Origin of the sequence: Flavobacterium terrae (assembly GCF_900142035.1) — a bacterium.
Classification (GTDB): domain Bacteria; phylum Bacteroidota; class Bacteroidia; order Flavobacteriales; family Flavobacteriaceae; genus Flavobacterium; species Flavobacterium terrae.
The window spans coordinates 15,499-39,308 of sequence record NZ_FQZI01000005.1 but is presented as its reverse complement, the minus strand read 5'-3'; the positions used below and the strand labels follow the sequence as shown (position 1 = coordinate 39,308).

Sequence of the window (23,810 nt, the reverse complement as noted above, 5' to 3'; positions counted from 1 at the left end):
CCAAAATACTTATAAAAAAAATCTTGTTAAACAGTCATAGAAAACAACTGTGTTTGAGGTGCTTTGCGTTTCAATCGTAAGTCAAAAGCCATGCAAATGTTGCGTACAAACGGTTTGCCTTTTTCGGTAACGGTGATCGCGTTGTGTTGCAGGATAAGTAGACCATCGTGCTCCATTTCTTCTAGTCGAGAGAGTACTTCGGGTAGTTCAGGAAAATATAAATGCTTTTCATCCCATGAAGTCGTAAACTGGCACATTAAGTTTAAAATGTGTTGGCGTATGATGAGGTCTTCTGTTGATAAAATATGTCCACGATATACTGGTATTTCGTTCTGTTCTAGTCGAGCATAATAGTCTTCAATATTTTTCTCGTTTTGAGCAAAACTGTACCAACTATCACTTATAGACGATGCTCCTAATCCTATCATAAGTTGAGTTTTTGATGCCGTGTAGCCCATAAAGTTGCGGTGTAATTTCCCTTCTCGAAAGGCTTCGTACATACTGTCATTTTTCTTTGCAAAATGATCCATGCCTATCTCGTGATAGCCTTTTTTTGCTAGTAGCTGTTTGCCTATTTCGTAGAGTTTGCGTTTTTCTTCGTCTTTTGGTACATCTTCATCTTTAAAGCCGCGTTGGCCATTGCCTTTTATCCACGGTACATGCGCGTAACTGTAAAATGCTAGTCGGTCAGGGGAGAGGGATTTGGTTTTTTCTATGGTGTCTACGATATTTTCGATGCCTTGAAAAGGTAAACCAAAAACCAAGTCATGCGAAATAGAGGTGTAGCCTATTTCTTTGGCCCAAAGCGTTACTTTGGCTACATTATGAAACGGTTGCATACGATGAATCGCTTTTTGAACGGTTTCGCTATAATCTTGCACACCATAACTTACTCGGCGAAAGCCTAAATCGTATAAGGTTTGTAAATGCTCTCGTGTAGTATTGTTAGGATGGCCTTCAAAGCTAAATTCGTGTTCAGGAGCGATTGTAGCTTTACTGGTAATACCATTAATCAAGCGTTTTAGATTATGACTAGAGAAAAATGTAGGTGTGCCACCACCCAAATGAATTTCTTTTATGATAGGTTTTTCTGGAAACAACTCGCAATACAATTCCCACTCTTTTAGGACGGCTGTAATGTAAGGATCTTCGACCTCGTGGCGTTTGGTAATGCGTTTGTGACAACCACAAAAGGTACACAAGCTTTCGCAAAACGGTAAATGGATATACAAACTGATGCCTTCGGTGGTATTACTTTCCTTAAAAGATTGTATTAAGGTTTGTTTCCATTTCTCTGAAGAAAAATGTTCTTCTTCCCAATACGGCACGGTAGGGTAGCTGGTATATCTTGGTCCTGGAACGTTGTATTTTTGAACTAATGAAGTGGTCATAATGATATGATTTTACAAATTCAAAAATACTTTGAGTTATTTGTATTAAAAATGATAATTGTCATACTTGTAGCTGAACACTGAGCGTAGTCGAAGTGTTGTTTGAGAGGTAAAGTTTTATTTTTTATGTAATTATGTTTCGGATTTGGTCAAACGCCCATTTTAAAAAGGTTCTTTGTTTGATTGACGCACACTGAGCGTAGTCGAAGTGTGGGCTAGCTAAGAATAGTAAATAAAAAAAGAGGCAAATGCCTCTCTTAAATTATATAACTGAATGTTTTAAACTGTTCTTTGAACTACTTCAAATATAGCTCCGTCTTCACATTTTAATGTTTTTGAAGGATATTTCATCAATAAAGCGTAATCGTGTGTCGCCATGATGATGGTTTTACCGTTTTGGTTAATTTTTTTCAAAACTTCCATAACTTCCATACTCGTTTGAGGATCTAGGTTTCCGGTAGGTTCATCAGCAAGAATTAACTCAGGATCGTTTAGTAAGGCTCTAGCAATGGCAACGCGTTGCTGCTCTCCTCCAGACAATTGATGTGGCATTTTATTCGCTAGATTTTTCATTCCAACTTTGTCCAATACTTCATCAATTTTATCTTGCATTGCTCCTTGGTCCTCCCAACCCGTAGCTTTTAAAACAAAAAGCATGTTGTTGTTTACGCTTCGGTCTGGTAATAATTTAAAATCTTGGAAAACAATTCCTATTCGTCTTCTTAAAAAAGGAATGTCATCATCAACTAAACCATTCAAATCATAGTCAACAATAGTTCCTTCACCATGAGTTAAAGGCAAATCGGCATAAAGTGTTTTCATGAAACTACTTTTTCCTGAACCTGTTTTACCTATAATGTACAAAAACTCACCTGGACTTACTTTAAGATTAATATCTGATAAAATTTTATTTCCTTCTTGGTATATATTAACGCTGTTTAACGATAAGATGGTTTGCGACATGATTTTTAATTTATTTCGTAAAAGTAATAAGTTAACGAACGTATTCAAAATAAATTTTATCAAATCAAGGAAATAGATACTAAACCCATTTTTTCCTCGTTTTTAAATTGAGAAACCTTATTTTTGAGAATTAAAATTTTTCTTCATGCACAAATTCAAATTGTCACTCTTGTTAGTTCTTTTTTCTGGTTCAAGTGTCCTTTTTGCACAACAATCTGAAATTTACACGAACAGTTTAGTAGACTACAACAAGGCTCTTACTTTATACAGAGACAAACAATACCAATCGGCACAAATTATTTTTGAAAAAGTAAAACAAAATGCAACTAACGAACTAGAAGCAGATTGTAGTTATTACATTGCAAATTGTGCTATTCGATTAAATCAGTCGAATGCAGAGGAGAAAATGGAGTATTTTGTGAAAAATTATCCAACAAGTTCGAAACAAAACCTAGCATATTCTGAAGTGGCGATGTACTATTTTGAGCAAGGGAAATATCCTCAGGCGCTTGAATGGTTTGATAAAGTCGATGAATCTAGTTTGACACAAGACGAATTAGAAAAGTTTAATTTTTACAAAGGCTACAGTTTTTTTAATTCGGGAAGAAAAAAAGAGGCTTCACAATATTTTAATAAAGTAATTAATTCTAAAGAATTTGGTTCTCAAGCCAAATATTATTTAGGATTTATGGCTTATGAAGGTGACGATTACAAAGAAGCTTCAAAGTATTTTGATGAAGTTTCGGGAGAAGAAAAATACAAAGAGAAGTTGTCTTACTTTCAGGCGGATATGAATTTCAAACTTGGAAAATTTGAAGAAGCCATCAAGTTGGGTAAAGCGGCAATGGCTAAATCGAATGAAATTGAAAAATCGGAACTAAATAAGATTATTGGTGAAAGTTATTTCAATTTAAAACAATACGACAAATCGATTTCTTATCTTAAAGAATACAAAGGAAAAAAAGGGAAGTGGAACAATACAGATTATTACCAATTAGGGTATGCGTATTACAAGCAAAATGATTACGAGAATGCAATCACGCAGTTCAATAAAATTATTGGAGGTAATGATTTTGTAGCTCAAAATGCTTATTACCATTTAGGAGAAAGTTACTTAAAAACAGATAAAAAGCAACAAGCTTTGAACGCATTTAAAAATGCTTCGGAGATGAGTTTTGATTCTAAAATTCAAGAAGATGCGTATCTTAACTATGCTCGTTTGAGTTATGATATTGGAAATTCGTACCAGAGTGTGCCAGATGTTTTAAATGGTTTTATGGCCAAATATCCTAACAATCCTAATAAACTAGAAATAGAAGGATTATTGGTTAATTCATACATAACTTCTAAAAATTACAAAGAAGCCTTGACTTTGTTAGAAAAGAACAAGTCTTTAGGAGCAAAAGGAGCATATCAAAAAGTATCTTTTTACAGAGGTATCGAATTGTTTACTGATGGGAATTATAAAGAGGCTTTAGCCATTTTCAAAAAATCGATTGCAGAACAAAAAGATGCTAAGTTTTCGGCTAGAGGTACTTTCTGGAAAGCAGAGACTGAATATGTATTGGATGATTTTCAAAATGCTTTACTAAGCTTTAAGCAGTTTGCTAATTACCCTGAGGTAAAAACAACTGATGAATTTAAAAACATTGACTATAATATTGCCTATTCACATTTCAAATTAAAAGAATACGATCAAGCTGGAAATTATTTTGAGCGTTATACAGAAGTGTCTCGAGATGATAAAACGCGTTTAACAGATGCCTATTTGCGTTTAGGAGATTGTCGTTTTGTGACGTCTAAATACAATCCTGCGCTTGAAGCTTATGATAAAGCAATTAGTTTAAAAACCTTAGATGCTGATTATGCGGCGTATCATAAAGCGATTTGTTATGGTTTTATGGGCAAAAACGATAAAAAGATTTCCGAATTCAATCAGTTTATTAAAAACTATCCTAAGTCACAGTACCGTGACGATGCCATGTTTGAATTGGCAAACACGTATACTAGTGTAAATGATACAGCTTCGGCAATTAAAACGTATGATACTTTAATCGAAGAATATAAAAACGGAAATTATTCGGCAAAAGCAATTCTTCGTCAAGGACTTATTTATTATAACGGAGATAAAGATGATTTGGCTTTAACCAAATTTAAAAAAGTAGCTTCAGAATTTCCTCGTACAGACGAATCGTTAGAAGCAGTAAAAACTGCTCGTTTAATTTATGTAGATAAAGGTCGAGTTGATGAGTATGCAGCTTGGGTGAAAACCTTAGATTATGTTGAAGTTTCTGATGCCGAATTAGATAACGATACTTGGGAAGCAGCCGAAAAACAATACTTGCAAGGAAATACTAGACAAGCTATTTCTAATTTAAATAGTTATGTTTCAGGGTTTCCTAACGGATTACATTCGTTAAAAGCTAATTTTTATTTGGCCGAGTCTTACTATAAAGACAGTCAATCAGCTAATTCTGTTAAACATTATGAGTTTGTGGTGTCTAAAAATAGAAATGAGTACACAGAGCAATCGTTAACCAGACTTTGTGAGATTTTTGTCAAAAAAGGTGATTACGATAAAGCAATTCCTGTGTTAAGTAGATTGGAAGTTGAGTCTGATTTCCCTCAAAACAAAACGTATGCACAAGCTAACTTGATGAAAGCATATTACGAAGGAAAAGATTATGCAAAAGCAGTTGTTTATGCTGATAAAGTATTAGAAAATCCTAAAACAGACGATAAAATAAAAAGTGATGCTCAAATTATAATCGCACGTTCTGCCATTAAAGTAGGTGATGAAGTAAAAGCTAAAGAGTCGTATGCTAAATTATTGAAAATTGCTAAAGGAGAATTAGCTGCAGAGGCATTGTATTATGATGCTTACTTTAAAAATAAAGAATCAAAATTTGAAGCATCGAATACTGTAGTTCAAAAATTAGCAAAAGACTATTCAGGTTATAAATATTTTGGTGCCAAAGGTCTAATCGTGATGGCTAAAAATTTCTACGGATTAAAAGATAGTTTTCAAGCAACTTATATCTTGGAAAGTGTGATTAAAAACTTCCAAGAGTTTTCAGATGTAGTTGCAGAAGCACAAACCGATTTGAATGCTATCAAAGCAGAAGAAGCAAAAACAAATTCGTCTGTTAAGTAGTTTAAAATTTAGTTGTTTAAAGTTGGACACTGAGCGTAGTCGAAGTGTCATTAAGAATAAAATCTATGAATAAAATCAAAATATACACATCGTTAGTAATTGCTTTAACTTTTTCTCAAATACTTTCTGCCCAAAAGAAAGACGAGAATATAGGAACAGAAGTTGTAAATGTAGTGAAGCCTTATTCACCAACAGTTTCTGATGCCTTCAAAGTAAAAGAAGTACCAACTTTAGATGATAACGAAACCTCAAAAAAGGAAGAAGTAAAATACCAAATTTTCTCATTCCCCGTAGCTTCTACTTTTACACCTGCAAAAGGAAAAGCTGCTGGTGTAGAAAAAGCAAAACAGGAAAGATTATATACTAATTATGTTACGGCTGGAATTGGCAATTACTTAACTGCGAATGCCGAGTTGTTTTTAACGCATAAAATAGATAATTATCAATATGTAGGAGGTAAAGTAACTCATTTGTCGTCACAAGGAGGAATTAAAGGTGTAAAGCTTGATGATGATTTTTTAGAAACCGGCATTAATGCAATGTACGGTTATAATAGAAATGAAATTGATTTTAAAGCCAATTTGGGTTATAAAACAGAAATGTACAATTGGTATGGAGTACCAGTCGAAAGTCCAAATTATGATCCAGTATATGATTTATTAATCAAACCTAGTCATAGATACTCTACTTTGTCTTTAGGTGGTGATTTAGGTATTTCAAAAAGTTTTTTTGAAAAAGTAAATGTTGGATTTATATCATTTACAGATAATAAAAAATCGTCAGAAAATAGATTTATCATTAAACCTGTATTTAATTTTGACATAGGAGAATCAGCAGTAAAAGCTAAATTTGGTTTAGATTATTTGAATACAAAATTTGATTCATCTTATCAATTAACCGCTCCTGTTGATGATACGAGTTATAAAATTGAAAAATCTAATTTTATTGTAACAGCTAATCCAAGTTTTAAAATATTAAGAGATGATCTGTCTATCGAGTTAGGTGCTGAATTTGCTTATTTCTCAAGGATGAAGGATGTTTATGCAGGAATTAAAAACAATACCAAAAGCGATTTTTTCATCTATCCTAAAATCAACGCTTCTTATAAAGTAGTAGGTGATTTAATGGTTTTTGTGGCTGGTGCAGAGGGAGGATTAAGACAAAATTCCTATGCTGATTTTGCTTCTGTAAATAAATTTTTATCACCAACATTGCTAATTGAGCCTTCAGATAATCAATACAATGTGTATGCGGGTTTAAGAGGTAAGTTAACGAGCGCAGTGGCTTACAATGTAAAAGCTTCTTATGATGCAACTAATAGCAAGCCTTTATTTAAAACAAACCCGTTGTTATCTGATCCTTCAACAAATTATAGCTTTGGTAACTCATTTACTGTAGTATATGATAATGTAAAAACACTATCGTTTTTTGGAGAAATCAAAGCAGATATTAATAAAAATGTAACTTTTGGAATTAACGCAGAAGTTTTGGATTATGGGACAAAATTTGAAAGAGAAGCTTGGAACTTACCAACAGTTAAAGGATCATTAACCGCCGATTTTAATATTGGTAAAAAATGGTATGCTGGAACACAACTTTATTTTGTAGGAGAAAGAAAAGATGAATTCACAAGTTTTTCAGGTTTTGCAACACCAGATGAAACTCAAACGTTAGATAGTTATTTTGATATCAATGCGCATATTGGGTATAAATTTAATGATCGATTTACATTTTTCTTAAAAGGAAATAATTTAGCAAACCAAAACTACAACCGTTGGTTGAATTATCCAGTACAAGGAGTTCAGGGTATATTCGGTGCGAGTTATAAATTTGATTTTTAAAAAAAAATATTGTTTTAAAGAGAAGGTCTTTGAGCTTTTGCGAAGTACAACAAATAAAATCGTTTAAAATTTACGAATCCTTGTAGGAAATTTAGAATTTTATTTGTGATTTTGTGAAACAAAAATACCTTGCAAAAGTCTCCTTTCTTTTGGTTCGTTTTCTTTGGAGAAGCAAAGAAAATGAACATAAATAAAACAGTATGACTCTTAAACAAACAATTCATCAAAAATACCTCCAAATCGTTCAGGATAAAATCGATGTTTTTCAAGACATGATTGAAGGATTAATGCAAGATTCTTTAAACGATGCAAAAGGTTCGGCTGGTGACAAGCACGAAACGGCATTGTCAATGATGCATTTAGAACAGGAAAAGCTTTCTTCAAAACTTCGAGAAGCGATTGAATATAAATCAATTTTAGAAAAAATTGATCCAACACAAATTCATCAAAAAGTAGCTTTAGGGAGCCTTGTCAAAACAAATAAACTAACAGTTTTTGTAAGCTGTGCTTTACCTAAACTTGTCGTTGATGGGCAAACCATTTTTGGTATTTCTCCTCAGTCACCCTTAGGTCAAGAACTTTTTGGGAAAGACAATAATCATGCATTTAATTTAAACAATGTTCCATATCAAATTTTAACTATAGAATAATGAAAAAAAATATCCTGTTTTTCTTTTTAATAAGTCAGTTTCTTCTGGCTCAAAAGCAAAAAGCCGATTTAATAATTACCAAAGCCACTATTTATACTGTTAATAAAGATTTTTCTAAAGCAGAAGCTATGGCGGTAAAAAATGGAAAAATTATTGCCATTGGAACAACTTCTGAAATTCAAAAAAAGTACCAAGCAACAAAAAATATTGATGCTTCAGATAAATATGTCTATCCCGGATTTTATGATGCTCATGCCCATTTTTATAGCTTTGGATTAAATCTTCAAAAAGTTGATTTAAGAGGAACAAAAAGTTACCAAGAGGTTTTAGATAGAGTAGTAAAATTTCAAAAAGAAAATAACACAGATTTTATCACAGGTCGAGGTTGGGATCAAAACGATTGGACTGTAAAAGAATTTCCAACAAAAGCAGAATTGGATAAATTATTTCCAAACATTCCAGTTGTGTTAACTCGCATTGACGGTCATGCACTTTTGGCAAACAGTAAAGCTTTAGAATTGGCTAAAATTAGCGCAACAACTAAAGTAGAAGGTGGGGAAATTCAAGTTATAAATGGAGAAACTACAGGAATTGTTGTAGACAACCCAATGGATTTGGTTTACAATATTATTCCTAAACCAAAAGTTGAAACTCAAATCAAAGCCTTGAAAGATGCTGAGAAAGTGATGTTTGATTATGGTTTAACGACTATTAACGAAGCAGGTCTTGAAAAAGATATTATTGACTTAATAGATACATTACAACAAAGAAAAGAGCTCAAGATAAATGTATATGCAATGGTAATGGCTTCTCAGGAAAATGTCGATTTGTATACACAATTAGGTCCATATCAAACTGATAATTTAAATGTACGTTCGTTTAAATTTATGGGAGATGGAGCGTTGGGTTCTCGTGGAGCATGTTTGCATAAACCTTATAGTGATAGACCTAGTCATTACGGGGCTTTATTGTCATCAGTTGAAGATATTAAAAGAATCGCAAAGCAAATTGCTGGATCTGATTATCAAATGAACTCTCATGCCATAGGTGATTCAACAAACACTGTTTTGCTAAACATATATAAAGATGTTCTTAAAGGGAAAGAAAATCGTAGATGGAAAATTGAACATGCTCAAATTATGCAAGAAAAAGATTTTGATTCATTTAGTTTAAATATTATTCCTTCGGTTCAGCCTACGCATGCTACGTCTGATATGTATTGGGCAGAAGAAAGAGTAGGTAAAGAGCGTATTAAACATTCTTACGCTTATAAAAAGATGTTAGACAAAGCAGGAATAATTGCTTTAGGAACCGATTTTCCTATTGAAGAAGTGAATCCTATGTTAACTTTCTATGCAGCTGTGGCGCGTAAAGATTTAAAAAATTATCCGGAAGGAGGTTTTCAGCCTGAAAATGCACTTTCTAGAGAAGAGACTTTGAAAGGAATGACCATTTGGGCAGCGTATTCAAACTTTGAAGAAAATGAAAAAGGAAGTCTTGAAGTAGGGAAATGGGCTGATTTTACCATTTTCGATAATGATTTATTAACCGAAGATATTGACGCAATCCCTTATGTAAAACCTGTGAACACTTTTATTAAAGGCATCCAAGTAAAATAATTCTTATTAGTATAGTAATAAAAAGCCAGTCTATAGACTGGCTTTTTTGTTTTAAAAATTACAGTTTTTAATTATTGAGCTTATATTTTTAGTGTTTAAGTTTTATTTATAACTAATAATTTATATTTTAATTATAATTTATAACTAAAAATTATTTTATTGTTTAAAATTAAAACATTAATAATCATTTTTGCTTCAGAAATAAAATAATAAGTAAAACCTAATTATGAACTCATAATTCATAATTTATAATTCAAAAGAATATGTGTGGAATTGTATGCGCCTTCGATTTAAAGCAAAAATCAGAATCATTGCGACCTCAAGTTTTAGAAATGGCTAAAATCATCCGTCATCGTGGACCAGATTGGAGCGGAATTTTTTCTAATGATAAAGCTATTTTAGCTCATGAGCGTTTAGCGATTGTAGATCCGGCTTCTGGTAAACAACCTTTGTTTAGTACAGACGGTAATTTGGTTTTGGCTGCAAATGGAGAAATATACAACCATCGTGATTTACGCAAACAATTTGAGGGCAAGTATGAGTTTCAAACCCAAAGCGATTGTGAAGTTATTTTGGCTTTGTATAAAGAAAAAGGTCCAACGTTTGTCGATGAAATGAACGGAATTTTTGGCTTTGCTTTGTATGATGTTGAAAAAGATGAGTATTTTATTGCTCGCGATCATATGGGAATTATTCCATTGTATATTGGATGGGATAAACATGGCACATTTTATCTAGCTTCTGAATTAAAAGCTTTAGAAGGATATTGTTCAAAAATTGAATTATTTCCTCCAGGACATTATTTACATAGTAAAGATGGACAGCTAGTAAAATGGTATGATAGAGAATGGACAGACTATGATGCAGTAAAAGAAAATGAAACTAGTATTCAGGCTATTCGTGAAGCTTTAGAAGCAGCAGTACATCGTCAACTGATGAGTGATGTGCCTTATGGAGTGTTACTTTCAGGTGGCTTGGATTCTTCTATAACTTCGGCTATTGCCAAAAAATACGCTAGCCGTCGCATCGAGACTGATGATAAGTCAGAAGCTTGGTATCCTCAATTGCATTCTTTTGCTGTTGGTTTAGAAGGATCTCCAGATTTGGCTGCTGCTCAAAAAGTAGCTGATCATTTAGGGACAATTCATCACGAAATTAAATTCACCATTCAGGAAGGTTTAGATGCGATTCGTGATGTGATTTATAACTTAGAGACCTATGATGTAACTACAGTTCGTGCTAGTACGCCAATGTATTTGATGGCTCGTGTTATTAAATCAATGGGTATTAAAATGGTTTTATCTGGTGAAGGTTCTGATGAGTTGTTTGGCGGATATTTATATTTTCATAAAGCACCAAATGCTAAGGAATTTCATGAAGAAACAGTTCGCAAATTAAGCAAATTACATATGTATGATTGTTTAAGAGCTAACAAAAGTTTAGCGGCTTGGGGAATTGAGGGTCGTGTACCGTTTTTAGACAAAGAATTTATGGATGTGGCAATGCGAATCAACCCGCAAGATAAAATGATTAACGGAGAGCGTATGGAAAAGTGGGTACTTCGTAAAGCATTTGAAGATATGTTACCGGCAAGTGTAGCTTGGCGTCAAAAAGAACAATTTAGCGATGGAGTAGGCTATAGCTGGATCGATACTTTGAAAGAAGTTGTGGCTGAAGCAGTTTCTGATGAACAATTAGCAAATGCTAAATTCAGATTCCCAATCCAGACTCCAATGAATAAAGAGGAGTACTATTATCGTACAATTTTTAGCGAACATTATCCTAGTGATACTGCGGCTCTATGTGTACCACAAGAAGCTAGTGTGGCATGCAGTACAAAAATTGCTTTAGAATGGGATGAAGCTTTTAAAAAATTAAATGATCCATCTGGTAGAGCTGTAGCAAATGTTCATGAAGAAGCTTATGAAAATGAAAAAGTTGTGTTGTAAATAATTAGTTTGATTAAATTTACTTCCATATAAATTCACACTACGCTGAATAGGAAGTTGAAACCTCAATTGCATTTTGTTATTGAGGTTTCATTTTTATGGTAAAAATCAGTTTTCTGGATTTTTTTGACTTTCAAAAAATCCATTTTAAGGCTTTTATATCGATTTTCTTATTTTAGATATTTTTCAAAGCAATAAAAAAGTATTGAAATCAAGTTTAAGGCTATTTTTAAGCGATTTAAGCAATTATCTTATTATTAACACTTGTTGATAACTTAGAGCTGTTTTAAGGTTTTTTTGTGTAAAAAAAATCTCGGTTTCATTATATTTGCTTGTTATACAAAAAAAACAATTCTGAAAAAGATATTATGAGCGAAGAAGTTAAAAAGAATAATTATTCTGCCGACAGTATTCAGGCCCTTGAGGGGATGGAGCACGTACGTATGCGTCCATCCATGTACATTGGTGATACTGGGGTAAGAGGTTTACATCACTTAGTTTATGAAGTAGTAGATAACTCAATTGACGAAGCTTTAGCTGGACATTGTGATACTATTTCTGTAATTATAAATGAAGATAATTCCATTACTGTAGAAGATAATGGTCGTGGTATTCCTGTAGATATTCACAAAAAAGAAGGTGTTTCTGCCCTTGAAGTTGTAATGACTAAAATTGGTGCAGGAGGTAAGTTTGATAAGGACTCGTACAAGGTTTCTGGAGGTCTTCACGGAGTAGGTGTATCGTGTGTAAATGCGCTTTCTGATCATTTACGTGCGACTGTTCATAGAGAAGGTAAAGTTTATGAGCAAGAATACGAAAGAGGTAAAGCTTTATATCCAGTTAAGCAAATTGGAACAACTGAAAAAAGAGGTACGATTGTTACTTTTAAACCAGATGGTACAATTTTCCAACAAACTTTAGAGTATTCATATGATACTTTAGCGGCTCGTATGCGTGAATTATCTTTCTTGAACAAAGGAATTACAATCACTCTTACAGACAAACGCGATATCGATGATAAAGGAGTTGTTAGGAGTGAAACTTTCCATTCGAAAGAAGGTTTGAAAGAATTTGTTAAGTTCTTAGATGGAAACCGTGTACCTATTATTGGTCACGTTATTTCAATGGAGAATGAAAAAGGAGAAATACCTGTAGAGGTTGCTTTGATTTATAATGAAAGTTATGCTGAAAACATCTTTTCATATGTAAATAATATTAATACTCACGAAGGGGGAACACACTTGCAAGGTTTCCGTATGGGATTGACTCGTACACTAAAGAAATATGCAGATGCTTCTGGGTTATTGGATAAGTTAAAATTTGAAATTTCTGGTGATGACTTCCGTGAAGGTTTAACGGCAATTATTTCTGTAAAAGTTGCTGAACCACAGTTCGAGGGTCAAACAAAAACCAAATTAGGAAATAGAGAAGTAGTGTCTCCTGTGTCTCAAGCGGTAGCAGAGATGTTAGAAAACTACTTAGAAGAAAATCCTAACGATGCAAAAATCATTGTTCAAAAAGTTATTCTTGCTGCTCAAGCACGTCATGCTGCTAAAAAAGCGCGTGAAATGGTGCAACGTAAAACTGTTATGGGCGGCGGTGGATTGCCAGGTAAATTATCAGATTGTTCTGAGCAAGATCCACAAAGATGTGAAATCTTCCTTGTCGAGGGAGACTCGGCGGGTGGAACGGCAAAACAAGGTCGTGACCGTGCATTTCAGGCTATTTTACCATTAAGAGGTAAGATTCTAAATGTAGAAAAAGCAATGCATCACAAAGTGTTTGAAAATGAAGAGATTCGTAATATTTTCACAGCTTTAGGTGTAACTATTGGTACTGCAGAAGATAGTAAAGCTTTGAATCTAGAAAAACTACGTTATCATAAGGTAGTGATTATGTGTGATGCTGATATCGACGGTAGTCACATTTCTACCTTAATATTGACTTTCTTCTTCCGTTTCATGAAAGAATTAATAGAAGAAGGTCACGTATATATTGCTACACCTCCTTTATATTTAGTTAAAAAAGGAAATAAAAAAGAATATTGTTGGACTGAAGCGCAAAGGGATGTGGCTAACGAAAGAATGGGCGGAGGAGCAAACATTCAACGTTATAAAGGTCTTGGAGAGATGAATGCTGAGCAGTTGTGGGAAACAACTTTAAATCCAGAATATAGAACATTACGTCAAGTGAATATTGATAGTTTAGCAGAAGCTGATCGTGTATTCTCTATGTTAATGGGGGATGAGGTTCCGCCACGTAGAGAGTTTATCGAGAAAAATGCAGTATATGCTAATATTGATGCTTAAGAAATTAATTTAATCAACCAAAAAATACATAAAATGAAAGTTACAATAGTTGGAGCTGGAAACGTAGGTGCTACATGTGCTGATGTTATGGCTTACAGAGGAATTGCAAGTGAAATTGTTTTGCTTGATATTAGAGAAGGTTTTGCAGAAGGAAAAGCTTTAGATATCACTCAATGTGCTACAAATACTGGTTTTAATACAAAAGTAACAGGTGTTACTAATGATTATTCAAAAACTGCAGGAAGTAATGTAGTGGTAATCACTTCAGGAATTCCTAGAAAACCAGGAATGACTCGTGAAGAATTAATTGGAATCAATGCAGGTATTGTAAAATCGGTAGCAGAAAATTTACTAGCACATTCTCCAGAGGCAATTTTTGTAATAGTTTCAAATCCAATGGATACCATGACTTATTTAGCATATAAGTCTTTAGGATTACCTAAAAACAGAATTATAGGTATGGGTGGTGCTTTAGATAGCTCACGTTTTAGAACGTATTTATCTCTTGCATTAGATAAACCAGCTAATGATATTTCGGCAATGGTTATTGGTGGTCACGGAGATACAACTATGATTCCTTTAACACGTTTGGCTTCTTACAACGGAATTCCAGTTTCTCAATTTTTATCACAAGAGCAATTAGATAAAGTAGCGGCTGATACTATGGTTGGTGGTGCGACTTTAACGGCGTTATTAGGTACTTCTGCTTGGTATGCTCCTGGAGCTTCTGTGGCTTATTTAGTAGATTCTATCTTAAACGATCAAAAGAAAATGATTGCATGTTCAGTTTTTGTTGAAGGTGAATATGGTCAAAATGATATTTGTATAGGAGTACCATGTATCATTGGTAAAAATGGTGTTGAAGAAATCATCGATATCAAATTAAATGATGCCGAAAAAGCGTTATTTGCTAAGAGTGCTGATGCGGTTCGTAGTATGAATGATGCCCTAACTACAGTTTTAGGATAATCTTTTGAAAATAAATAAAAAAAGACTGCTTTTTTGCAGTCTTTTTTTTGATATTAATCAATAAATAAATTGGTTAATCACATTCAGAATTATATATTTGCACGTTTTCTAAAATTGGGGCAGTGTCTTTGTGTCTCATTTATATTAAACTAACCAAAAACAAAACAAAAAAGAATTAATTAATTTTTACAAAGAATGCAGAATAGAGGACTTATTAAATTTTTTGCAATTTTGTTTGCAGTGGTAAGTATTTACCAGCTGTCGTTCACCTTTGTGGCAAACAAAGTTAAAAGCGATGCAAAAGCATTTGCAAAAGGAGATCAGGAAAAAGAAATCAAATACCTTGACTCAATTGGAAAAGAAAAAGTATTTTTAAACTATTTCACTTACAATGAGGTTGCTGATAAGCAAATAAACAAAGGTCTTGACTTAGAGGGAGGTATCAATGTTACTCTTCAAATTTCGGTAAAAGACGTATTAAAAGGTTTAGCAAACAATACAGCTAACCCAGTTTTCAATAAAGCTCTTGCTGATGCTAAAAGAAATCAAAGAGGAAATCAATCATATTTAGATGCTTTCTATGATGCTTTTGAAGCAGCTTCAGCGGGTTCAGGAACAAAATTAGCTTCGCCTGATGTTTTTGGTAACAGAAACTTAGCAGATGAGATTAATTTTAATATGTCTGAAGATCAGGTTAAAAAAGTAATCAACAAAAAAGTTGATGAGTCTGTAGAAAGTGCTTTTGGGGTATTACGTGAGCGTATCGACAAATTTGGTGTTACTCAGCCTAACATTGTTAAGTTAGGAAACACGGGTCGTATCCTTGTAGAATTACCTGGTGCTAAGGATGTTGATAGAGCTAAAAAATTATTATCATCTACAGCTCAATTAGAGTTTTGGGAAACTCTTAAAGTTGAAGAAGTAGGTAACTACTTAATGACTGTTAATGAGGCTTTAAAGAAAACTGAAAAAGCGCCAGTAGCTGAAGCTGCTAAAGCAACTTCAAATATTGATTCATTATTAGTTGATAAATCAAAAGATTCTGCTGCTGCAAAAAAAGGAAATAATCCTTTATTTGATAAATTAATGCCTATTGGTCAAAGTGGTCCGGTTTTAGGGATGATAGCACCAAAAGATACTGCTGCTGTAAATGCTTATTTAAAAAGAGCAGATATTAAAGCATTATTGCCTACTAATTTAGTAGATGCAAAATTTGTTTATGGTAAGCCTAGAACTGATGATGCTGAATTTGTTGAAATGTATGCATTAAAAGGTAATAGAACTAATACACCTCCAATGAGTGGAAGCGTTCTTGTGGATGCTGCTGATTCATTTGACCAAATGGGTAAACCATCGGTTACAATGCAAATGAATGGTAAAGGTGCTAAAATCTGGGAAGAATTAACAGGTAGAGCTTATTCACAACAAAGTAATATTGCTATTGTTTTAGATAATATCGTTTATTCTGCACCGGGTGTTACTTCAGGTCCAATTGCAGGAGGTCGTTCAGAAATCTCTGGTGTATTTACAGTAGAAGAAACTAAAGATTTAGCTAACGTTCTACGTGCTGGTAAATTACCAGCTGCTGCAGAAATCGTTCAATCTGAAGTTGTAGGTCCTTCATTAGGTCAAAAAGCTATCGATAACGGTACTACTTCTGCTATCGTAGGTTTATTATTAGTAATGGTATGGATGTGGGTTTACTATGGTAAATCTGGATCTTATGCGAATATTGCGTTAGTAGTTAACTTATTGTTCTTATTTGGTATTTTATCAAGTTTAGGTGCTGTTTTAACATTACCAGGTATTGCAGGTATTGTTTTAACATTGGGTACAGCGGTAGATGCTAACATTATTATTTACGAAAGAGCAAAAGAAGAATTAAGACACGGATTAAGTTTAGGAGAAACGGTTAAAAAATCATTCTCTTGGACAGGAGCTATGCGTTCAATCATTGATGCTAACGTAACACACGTTTTAACAGGTGCTATTTTATATACTTTTGGTTCAGGACCTATCAAAGGTTTCGCAACTACTTTATTAATTGGTATTGTTACATCGTTATTTACATCAATTTTTATCACTAGAATTTTCTTAGATAGAGCTGTAGCTAAAGGTGAAAGTTTATCATTCACTACAAGCTGGTCTAAAAACTGGTTTACAGGATATCATTTTGATTTCTTAAAGATCAAAAAATTCTCTTACGGATTCTCATTGGCTGTAACTGTTATCAGTTTAGTTTCAATATTCTTTGTAAATGGATTAGATGAAGGTGTAGATTTTGTTGGAGGTAGAACTTTCCAAGTAAAATTTGAAAAGCCTGTTGATGCTGCTACAGTGTCAGATGAACTAGGTAAAGTATTTGGAGTACCTGCTGAAGCAAAAGTATTTGGTGATTCTGACCAATTAAGAATTACAACTAAATACAAAATTGAAGAAGAAGGTGTTGCTGTTGATGAGGAAGTAAACAAAATGTTATACCAAGGTTTGTCTAAACATTTCCCTGGAATGGATTATAAAACTTTCATTACACTTACTGAAGGTAAAAAGTTTGGAGTTTTATCAGGATCTAAAGTAGGTGCTGCTATTTCTAACGATATTAAAACTAACTCTTTTTGGGCAGTTTTAGGAGCTATGTTAGTAGTTGGTTTATATCTAGTAGTTTCATTCCGTAAATTAGGGTATTCATTAGGAGCTATCGCTGCAGTTGCACACGACGTAATTTTCGTTTTAGGAATTTACTCATTATGTTATAAATTTATGCCATTCCATATGGAAATGGATCAGCATTTTATAGCTGCAATCTTAACGGTTATTGGTTATTCAATGAATGATACAGTAATCGTATTCGATAGAATTCGTGAGTTCTTAGCGGGTAACTTAAAAGGAGATTTTAAACATATTGTAAACGAATCTATTAATACTACATTGTCAAGAACAATCAATACTTCATTAACAATGATTTTAGTATTAGCTATCATGTTTATTTTTGGTGGTGAGTCAATTAGAGGATTTATCTTTGCTATGTTAATAGGTATTGTTGTAGGTACATATTCATCATTGTTTATTGCAACTCCAGTATTAGTTGATACTTTATCTAAAAAAGATAAAGAAGAAATTGAAAGAAGACATGCTGAATTAAATAAATAATTCAAAGTTTTTAATATTTTAGAAGTCCCGATTATTTCGGGACTTTTTTATTTTTAGTTATGGAAGGAATAATTAATTGGAATGATTTTGAGAAAATTGAAATGAGAATAGGGACTATTATTGATGTCAATGATTTTCCAGAGGCACGAAAGCCTGCATTTCAATTAACAATAGATTTTGGAACAGAATTAGGAATTAAAAAATCATCAGCTCAAATCACAAAAAGATACTTAAAAGAAGATTTACTCAATAAGCAGATTATAGCAGTTGTAAATTTTCCTAAAAAACAAATAGGGTCATTTATGAGTGAATGTTTAGTTTTAGGTTCCGTTGGAGAAGATAATGATATTGTCTTGCTTACAAGTGATTTAAAGGTAGCAAATGGGCTTAGGATTGGATAATAAAAAAGCCCAAACAAAGTTTGGGCTTTTTTATTAAATATCATCAAAATCGATATCTGTAAAATTGTTTCTAGGTTCTTCTTCTGATCTTTCAGAATAATATTCCTTTTTGAAATCTTTTTGGTGTCTTTCAGAAATTACTTCTTCTCCTTTTTGTTTAAGAACAAAATCAGTCATTTCTCCTAGGATATCAGTAAAAGCAGCAAAATCTTCTTTATACAAGTAAATTTTATGCTTTTTGAAGTGAAATGAACCATCTTCTTCAGTAAATTTTTTACTTTCAGTAATAGTTACATAATAATCATCAGCTTTTGTAGAGCGCACATCAAAAAAGTAGGTTCTTCTTCCAGCACGCAAAACTTTAGAAAAGATTTCTTCTTTTTCTAACATGTCGTGTTCGTTCATATTCATTCTATCAGATAGGTTTATTGTTTCCCAAATTTGAAAAAAAAAACACAACTAAACAAAAAATTACTGTAATTCTTTTTCAGCAATTTGTTTTAAAAACAATTCTTTATAGTATCCTTCTTTGTTTACTAGTTGATAATGAGTGCCTTGTTGTGTTATTTTGCCATTGTCTAAGACTATAATTTTATCTGCATTTTTTGCAGACGACACTCTGTGGCTAACTATTATAGTTGTTTTGTTTTTGCAAACTATGTCTAAATTGTTCAGGATAGTTTCTTCAGTTTCTGTGTCTACCGCAGATAGGCAATCATCTAATAATAAAATTTCAGGATTTTTGATTAATGCTCTGGCAATAGAGACTCTTTGCTTTTGTCCACCCGATAGAGTTATACCTCTTTCTCCTAAAATGGTATCATATTGATCCTTAAAGTTAATTATATTGTCATGAACATCGGCATATTTAGCAGCTTGTATAACATCTTCATCAGTTGCGTTTTCATTACCAAATTTAATGTTGTTCTTTATGGTGTCAGAAAATAAAAAAGCATCTTGTGGTACAACTCCAATGGAGCTTCGTAAATTATCTAAGTTTACTTTTTTAAGATTTATATTATCTATAGTTATGTTTCCTGAAGACGGATCGATTAATCTGCTTATTAATGAAAGTATTGTTGATTTTCCTGAACCAGTTCTACCTATTATAGCTAGAGTTTCTCCTTTTTTTACTTCAAAGGAAATGTTGTCCAGGGCTTTTATGTTGGTATCTTCATAAAGTAAAGTTACATTTTCAAAAGCAATATTACCTTCAAATGTCATCTTTTCAGAGATTTCGTTTTTAATGTCTGGTTCAATTTTTAGAAATTCATTAATTCTTTTTTGTGATGCTTCTGCTTCTTGTACAAGGGAAGATACCCATCCTAATGAAGCAACGGGCCAAACTAGCATGTTGATGTATAGAATAAATTTTGCAATAACTCCTATGTTATTTATTGAGCCATTTATGTACATAAAACCTCCAATTGATATGATTAATAAATTGCTTATTCCAATTAATAATAACATCAAAGGACCAAAATAGGCTTGAGTTTTTGCTAGTGTTAAACTCTTTTCATTACTTTCTTGGGCAAGATTTGAAAAATCATTTTGTTTGTAATTTTCTATACTGTAAGATTTTATCACCCTTACACCAGAGAAGAATTCTTGAGTAAAACTTGAAAGTACAGATAAGTTCTTTTGAAATTCAGTACTTTTTTTATTAATCTCAGAGCTGAGTTTGAAAATAAAATAGGACAGAATAGGTAAGGGGAGTAATGTGATGAAAGTAAGTTTTGGAGAAACTCTATACATATAGAATATTACAACAGAAAATCTTATAAATGTATTTATGGTGTACATTACTGCTGGACCAACATACATTCTTACTCTTCCAACGTCTTCACTAATTCTATTCATTAAATCACCAGTTCTATTTTTTTTATAGAAATTCTGACTTAGTCTTTCGTATTGTTTGAAAACTTCATTTTTTAAATCAAACTCAACATGTCTTGACATTACTATTAGTGTTTGACGCATTAAGAACGTTAAGATTCCTGCAATTAAGGTTGTTGCGATTATCCAAATAATATTGTTGAGTAGTATTTTTTTTACAGATTCAATATTTGAACCTTCAGTTTTTAAATGTGATTCAATTGTTGCTATAGAATCACCAATTAACTCTGGTGTGTAAAGTGAGAAAATTTGTGCAATTATTGTTATTATGATTCCTCCAATAAAATGGGTTTTGTATTTAACAAAATAATGATTTATATAGCTTAACTCTTTCATTGCGATAAAAAAAACACTTAAATTAAGTATTTGTTGTTTAAAATTAACTAAAATATTAAATTTAATAACAAATGTGTAATTATTGATTTACTAAAATTATATTAATATTTTGTGTTATTATTGCAAACTTTTAAATTAAAAGCGTAATTTTGCACCGACTTTTTAAAAAGTATAAAATAAAAAACACACTATAAATTATGATTACTGAATCTTTAAAAGCTAGTGAGCTTCACAAAATTGACCCAGTATTTGGACAAATATCATTTGATAATCACGAACAAATTGTTTTTTGTAATGACAAAGATACAGGATTAAAAGCAATAATTGGAATTCATAACACAGTTTTAGGACCGGCTTTAGGAGGTACAAGAATGTGGAAATATACTAACGAATGGGAAGCGTTAAACGATGTTTTACGTTTGTCAAGAGGTATGACTTATAAATCTGCCATTTCAGGATTGAATTTAGGTGGAGGTAAAGCGGTAATCATTGGAGATTCTAAGGTGGATAAAACACCCGAGATGATTGCTAAATTTGGTCAATATGTTAATTCTTTAAGCGGAAGATATATCACTGCAGAAGATGTTGGTACGACTACTGCTGATATGGACTTAATCCGTAAATATACTGAGCATGTAACAGGTATATCTGAATCTATTGGAGGTTCTGGAAATCCTTCACCAGTAACTGCTTACGGTGTTTATATGGGAATGAAAGCTGCAGCTAAATATAAATTTGGTTCAGATAATTTAGATGGTAAAAAAGTTTTAGTTCAAGGTATTGGTCACGTAGGAGAAACTCTAGTTGACTATTTAACTGCTGAAGGAGCTAAAGTTGTAATTTCGGATATCAACGAAGATCGTTTAAAAGAAATTGGTAATAAATATGGTGCAAAAATCTTCACTGGTGATGATTTGTATAGTGCAGATGTTGATATCTATGCGCCATGTGCTTTAGGAGCAACAATTAATGACGATACAATTAGTCGATTAAAAGCCCAAGTTATTGCTGGAGCAGCTAATAATCAGTTGGCTAATGAAATTAAACACGGTCAAATGTTAAAGGATAAAGGAATTTTATATGCTCCTGACTTCTTGATTAATGCTGGTGGAATTATCAATGTTTACGCCGAAATTGTTAAGTATGACAAAGCTGAAGCAATGCGTAAAACAGAAAATATCTATAATACTACTTTAGAGATTTTTGATTTTGCTGAAGCAAATAATATTACTACTCATGAAGCTGCTTTCAAAATCGCTCAAAACAGAATTGATTTGAGAAAGAAAGAATTGGCAAAATAAAACTAGAAACAAAAAATTAGAGTCTTAATATTTTAAGAGTCAAATTTTAGATAAGTCTAGTAAAATTTAAATAAAATTGTACTTTTGTGAAGCGAAAGAATTTCTTTCGCTTCCTTAATTTTTAAAAGTTCTTATAAGTGCTAAACAGAAGACATATTCGAGTAAAAGTGATGCAAACTCTTTATTCTATGCATCAAAATCATTCTGATAATCTTGAAAAAGAAGAAAGATTCTTATTTCAAAGTATTGAAAATGTACAGGATTTGTACCTTATTTTAGTTTCTACACTTGTAGAAATGAAAAATAAAGAAGAAGCTTTTATCGAAATTTCTCGTAACAAGCATTTAGCAACTAAAGAAGAAAAAAATCCAAATTTAAGATTTGTTAATAACAAAGTATTAAATGTTTTGTCTGAAAGTAATTCACTTTCTATTGCAGTTGAAAATCGTAAGATCAATAACTGGAAAGTAAATGACGAATACATTCAAATTCTTTTAGATGAAGTTAAAGAGAGTGAATTGTATAAAAGCTATATGAACAAAAATGAAAACTCATTTGCAGATGATTTGAGTTTTATTGTTGCTGTATATGCTGATATTATTGCTCCTAATATCAAACTATATGAATATCTTGAAGATCAAAAACTAACTTGGATTGATGATATTCCTTTAGTAAACACTTTGATTTTAAAGCAATTGAAGTCTATAAAAGACGAAGAACATATTTTTGTTGTGCCAAAATTGTACAATGATGTAGATGATAAAGATTTTGTTAGTCAGTTATTTAGAAAAACAATTTTGAATAATGATACACTTGCAAAAGAATTTGCAGACAAAACTCCAAACTGGGAGTCAGAGCGTATTGCAGAAATTGATTCTATAATATTGAAGATGGCAATTTGTGAGTTTTTGAAGTTTCCTTCTATTCCAGTTAAGGTAACAATTAACGAATATTTAGAATTAGCAAAAGAGTATTCTACTCCAAAAAGTTCTATATTTATCAACGGAATTTTAGATAATTTAATTAAAGAATTTACCGCTGCTGATAAGCTTAAAAAAGTAGGTCGCGGATTAATGTAAAAAACTATGAATAACAAGGTGATAGGTTTTGCAGCTTTAGTTTTTGTTTTAATGGCTGTATCCTGTAAAGAAAAAGACCAGTTTTCTGAGATAAAAATTGATGAAAAAAACAATATGGTTATTGCAAACGATGTTGTTACTGGCGAAGTGACAAAAATTAAAACTACAATGAAGCCAGAGGATTATCCTCAGATAGAGATTGAGAACAAGGGTGAGTTTGATTTTGGAAATATTAACGAAGGTGACAAAGTTGAACATGTTTTTAAGTTCAAAAATGTTGGAAAGAAAGGTGATTTAGTTGTGGTAGATGCACGTGCAAGTTGCGGATGTACAGTTCCAGAATGGACAAAAGAACCATTAAAGGTTGGCGAGTCTGGAGAAATAAAAATTGTTTTTAATTCTGCGGGTAAACCTGGTCAACAAAGTAAAACTGTGACTTTGACTACTAATACAGAGTCAGGTCACGAATTAATTAAATTTAAAGCAAATGTAATACCAAAAGCAAAATAAAATGGCGCAACTAACACAATTTTTACCTTATATATTAATGTTTGTCGTTATCTATTTTTTTATGATAATGCCACAACAAAAGCGAATTAAAAAAGAAAAAGAATTTGAAGCATCTTTGAAAGTTGGAGATAAAATCGTTACTAAAAGTGGTTTACACGGTAAAGTTTCTGAAATGGCAGAAACTACTATTGTTATCGAAACTATGTCTGGTAAATTAAAAATTGAAAGATCTTCAGTATCTAACGAATTAAGTGCAGCAGCTAATAAGAAATAATAGCATTTCATCTTATAA

17 protein-coding genes are annotated in these 23,810 nt (G+C 32.4%); 13 read left to right on the top strand and 4 right to left on the bottom strand.

Annotated features, from left to right (window positions below):
• Nucleotides 1–26 precede the first annotated feature (26 nt).
• Complete coding sequence (gene hemN / locus BUC09_RS12040) at nt 27–1,391, bottom strand: oxygen-independent coproporphyrinogen III oxidase (protein ID WP_073311851.1); 1,365 nt, start codon at nt 1,389–1,391, stop codon at nt 27–29.
• A 279-nt stretch (nt 1,392–1,670) separates the two neighbouring features.
• On the bottom strand, nt 1,671–2,354 hold the full coding sequence (locus BUC09_RS12035; RefSeq protein ID WP_073311850.1) for a cell division ATP-binding protein FtsE: 684 nt from the start codon (nt 2,352–2,354) through the stop codon (nt 1,671–1,673).
• Between the two features lie 145 nt (nt 2,355–2,499).
• Here BUC09_RS12035 and BUC09_RS12030 point away from each other — a divergent pair, with 145 nt between their 5' ends.
• The 9 genes from BUC09_RS12030 to BUC09_RS11990 all read left to right on the top strand — a co-directional run bounded on the left by BUC09_RS12030 (nt 2,500) and on the right by BUC09_RS11990 (nt 18,396).
• On the top strand, nt 2,500–5,508 hold the full coding sequence (locus BUC09_RS12030) for a tetratricopeptide repeat protein (RefSeq protein WP_073311849.1): 3,009 nt from the start codon (nt 2,500–2,502) through the stop codon (nt 5,506–5,508).
• A 65-nt stretch (nt 5,509–5,573) separates the two neighbouring features.
• On the top strand, nt 5,574–7,349 hold the full coding sequence (locus BUC09_RS12025; RefSeq protein WP_073311848.1) for a TonB-dependent receptor domain-containing protein: 1,776 nt from the start codon (nt 5,574–5,576) through the stop codon (nt 7,347–7,349).
• 200 nt (nt 7,350–7,549) lie between these two features.
• The gene (locus BUC09_RS12020) at nt 7,550–7,999 is read left to right on the top strand and encodes a hypothetical protein (protein ID WP_073311847.1); all 450 of its coding nucleotides are present in this window, start codon (nt 7,550–7,552) and stop codon (nt 7,997–7,999) included.
• A complete protein-coding gene (locus BUC09_RS12015) occupies nt 7,999–9,618 on the top strand; it encodes an amidohydrolase (RefSeq protein ID WP_073311846.1) in 1,620 nt (539 codons plus the stop codon). The genes BUC09_RS12020 and BUC09_RS12015 overlap by 1 nt, the downstream gene beginning before the upstream one ends.
• Before the next feature lie 263 nt (nt 9,619–9,881).
• On the top strand, nt 9,882–11,567 hold the full coding sequence (asnB, locus tag BUC09_RS12010; RefSeq protein WP_073311845.1) for an asparagine synthase B: 1,686 nt from the start codon (nt 9,882–9,884) through the stop codon (nt 11,565–11,567).
• A gap of 368 nt (nt 11,568–11,935) precedes the next feature.
• The gene (gyrB, locus tag BUC09_RS12005) at nt 11,936–13,876 is read left to right on the top strand and encodes a DNA topoisomerase (ATP-hydrolyzing) subunit B (RefSeq protein WP_073312049.1); all 1,941 of its coding nucleotides are present in this window, start codon (nt 11,936–11,938) and stop codon (nt 13,874–13,876) included.
• Nucleotides 13,877–13,909: 33 nt separating this feature from the next.
• Nucleotides 13,910–14,845 carry a malate dehydrogenase gene (gene mdh, locus BUC09_RS12000; RefSeq protein ID WP_073311844.1) on the top strand — a complete coding sequence of 312 codons (936 nt, stop codon included), beginning with the start codon at nt 13,910–13,912 and terminating at the stop codon, nt 14,843–14,845.
• 195 nt (nt 14,846–15,040) lie between these two features.
• Nucleotides 15,041–17,995, top strand: a complete 2,955-nt coding sequence (secDF, locus tag BUC09_RS11995) for a protein translocase subunit SecDF (RefSeq protein WP_073311843.1) — start codon at nt 15,041–15,043, stop codon at nt 17,993–17,995.
• Nucleotides 17,996–18,054: 59 nt separating this feature from the next.
• Nucleotides 18,055–18,396 carry a tRNA-binding protein gene (locus BUC09_RS11990; RefSeq protein WP_073311842.1) on the top strand — a complete coding sequence of 114 codons (342 nt, stop codon included), beginning with the start codon at nt 18,055–18,057 and terminating at the stop codon, nt 18,394–18,396.
• Nucleotides 18,397–18,429: 33 nt separating this feature from the next.
• Here the strand turns inward: BUC09_RS11990 and BUC09_RS11985 are convergent, their stop codons facing one another.
• Together BUC09_RS11985 and BUC09_RS11980 are read right to left on the bottom strand one after the other, a co-directional pair.
• Nucleotides 18,430–18,801 (bottom strand): PUR family DNA/RNA-binding protein, encoded by a 372-nt coding sequence (locus tag BUC09_RS11985; RefSeq protein ID WP_073312048.1) that lies wholly within the window; start codon nt 18,799–18,801, stop codon nt 18,430–18,432.
• A gap of 66 nt (nt 18,802–18,867) precedes the next feature.
• Nucleotides 18,868–20,628 (bottom strand): ABC transporter ATP-binding protein, encoded by a 1,761-nt coding sequence (locus BUC09_RS11980; RefSeq protein ID WP_073311841.1) that lies wholly within the window; start codon nt 20,626–20,628, stop codon nt 18,868–18,870.
• A gap of 197 nt (nt 20,629–20,825) precedes the next feature.
• Between BUC09_RS11980 and BUC09_RS11975 the strand changes: the two genes are divergently transcribed.
• The 4 genes from BUC09_RS11975 (at nt 20,826) to yajC (ending at nt 23,792) form a co-directional block, all read left to right on the top strand.
• Nucleotides 20,826–21,929 (top strand): Glu/Leu/Phe/Val family dehydrogenase, encoded by a 1,104-nt coding sequence (locus tag BUC09_RS11975; protein WP_073311840.1) that lies wholly within the window; start codon nt 20,826–20,828, stop codon nt 21,927–21,929.
• Nucleotides 21,930–22,099: 170 nt separating this feature from the next.
• Nucleotides 22,100–23,008, top strand: coding sequence for a transcription antitermination factor NusB (gene nusB, locus BUC09_RS11970; RefSeq protein ID WP_073311839.1), 909 nt, complete (start codon nt 22,100–22,102; stop codon nt 23,006–23,008).
• Nucleotides 23,009–23,014: 6 nt separating this feature from the next.
• Nucleotides 23,015–23,518 (top strand): DUF1573 domain-containing protein, encoded by a 504-nt coding sequence (locus tag BUC09_RS11965; protein ID WP_073311838.1) that lies wholly within the window; start codon nt 23,015–23,017, stop codon nt 23,516–23,518.
• A 1-nt stretch (nt 23,519) separates the two neighbouring features.
• Nucleotides 23,520–23,792 (top strand): preprotein translocase subunit YajC, encoded by a 273-nt coding sequence (yajC, locus tag BUC09_RS11960; protein WP_073311837.1) that lies wholly within the window; start codon nt 23,520–23,522, stop codon nt 23,790–23,792.
• The last annotated feature ends 18 nt before the right edge of the window (nt 23,793–23,810 follow it).